Raw genomic sequence first — 1,711 nt, forward strand, 5'->3', positions numbered from 1 at the left:
GCGTTTCAACGTCAACCTGTCGATCCTGTTCACCGAACTGCCGTTGCTGGAGCGTCCGGCGGCGGCCGCGGCCGCCGGGTTCGGCGCGGTGGAGCTGTGGTGGCCCTGGGTGGACGCCCCGGGGCCCGCGCGGCAGGAGCTGGACGCGCTGCGCGAGGCGTTGCGCGCTGCGGGCACCCAGCTGGTGGGGCTGAACTTTTACGCCGGGCAGCTGCCCGGCCCCGACCGCGGTGCCCTGTCGATTCCCGGGGAGGAGTCCGAGCGGTTCCGGGCCAATGTGGAGGTGGCCGCGGACTTCGCGCAGTCGCTGGGCTGCACCGCGCTCAACGCCCTGTACGGCAACCGGGTCCAGGGCGTGGACCCGGTCGCGCAGGACGCGCTGGCGCTGGAGAACCTGACGCTGGCCGCGCGCGCCGCGCACCGTATCGGCGCCACGCTGCTGATCGAGGCGCTCAACGCACCGGAGTCACCGCGCTGTCCGATCGTCTCGGCGCCGAAGGCCGTCGAGGTGGTCGATGCGGTCAACGCCGCCACCGGCCTGGACAACGCCCGCTTCCTGATGGACCTGTACCACCTGTCGATGAACGGCGAGGACCTGGAAGAGGTCATCGACCGCTACACCGCCCGGACCGGGCACGTGCAGATCGCCGACAGCCCCGGCCGCGGCGCCCCCGGCACCGGCACCCTGCCCTTCGAAGACCTCCTGGAGCGGCTGCGCACGAACGGCTACGACGGCTGGGTCGGCCTGGAGTACAAGCCGGGCGACACCCCCAGCGCCGGCGCGTTCGCCTGGCTGCCCCGCCCCCTGCGCGCCACCCCTGCCCCCTGACCCCCCGTTTCGCGAAAGGCACCCGCACATGAGCACTCTTCCGAAGATCGCCTGGATCGGGCTGGGCATCATGGGCGCGCCCATGGCCGAGAACCTGCTCAAGGCCGGCTACCCGGTCACCGGCCACACCCTGGAGGCGGACAAGCTCGACCGGCTGGCCGCCGCCGGCGGCACCCCCGCCGCCTCCCTCGCCGAGGCGGTCCGGGAAGCGGACGTCATCGTCACCATGGTGCCCGCCTCCCCGCAGGTCGAGGCCGTCGCCTACGGCCCCGACGGCATTCTGGCCAACGCCCGGCGCGGCGCGCTGCTGATCGACATGTCCTCGATCACCCCGCAGACCTCCGTCGACCTGGCCGCCGCCGCGGCCGAGCGCGGTATCCGGGTGCTGGACGCCCCGGTCTCCGGCGGCGAGGCCGGCGCCGTCGAGGCGGTCCTGTCCATCATGGCCGGCGGCACCCAGGAGGACTTCGACGCCGCCCGCCCCCTCTTCGAGGCCCTGGGCAAGACCATCGTGCGCTGCGGCCCGCACGGGGCCGGACAGACCGTCAAGGCCGCCAACCAGCTCATCGTCGCCGTCAACCTCCAGGCCTGCGCCGAGGCCGTCGTCTTCCTGGAGAAGTCCGGCGTCGACCTCGCGGCCGCCCTGGACGTCCTGGGCGGCGGCCTGGCCGGCTCGACCGTCCTGGCCCGCAAGAAGAACAACTTCCTGGAGCGTGACTTCACGCCCGGCTTCCGCATCGACCTGCACCACAAGGACATGGGCATCGTCACCGACGCCGCCCGCACCGTCGGCGCCGCCCTGCCCACCGGCACCCTCGTCGCCTCCCTGGTCGCCGCCCTGCGCGCCCAGGGCGACGGCGCCCTCGACCACTCCGCCCTCCT

General features: G+C 73.5%; 2 protein-coding genes. Both read left to right on the top strand.

Annotation, left to right across the window (positions count from 1 at the left end; translation table 11 throughout):
- Positions 1-829, top strand: an 829-nt coding sequence (locus tag JXZ78_RS39965; protein WP_030018645.1) for a TIM barrel protein, incomplete at its 5' end; no start/stop codon positions are given.
- Positions 830-857: 28 nt separating this feature from the next.
- Positions 858-1,711 (top strand): 2-hydroxy-3-oxopropionate reductase (locus JXZ78_RS39970; protein WP_238783726.1); only part of this gene is annotated, 854 nt, incomplete at its 3' end.

It is taken from the genome of Streptomyces monomycini (assembly GCF_022271435.1).
Lineage (GTDB): Bacteria > Actinomycetota > Actinomycetes > Streptomycetales > Streptomycetaceae > Streptomyces > Streptomyces monomycini.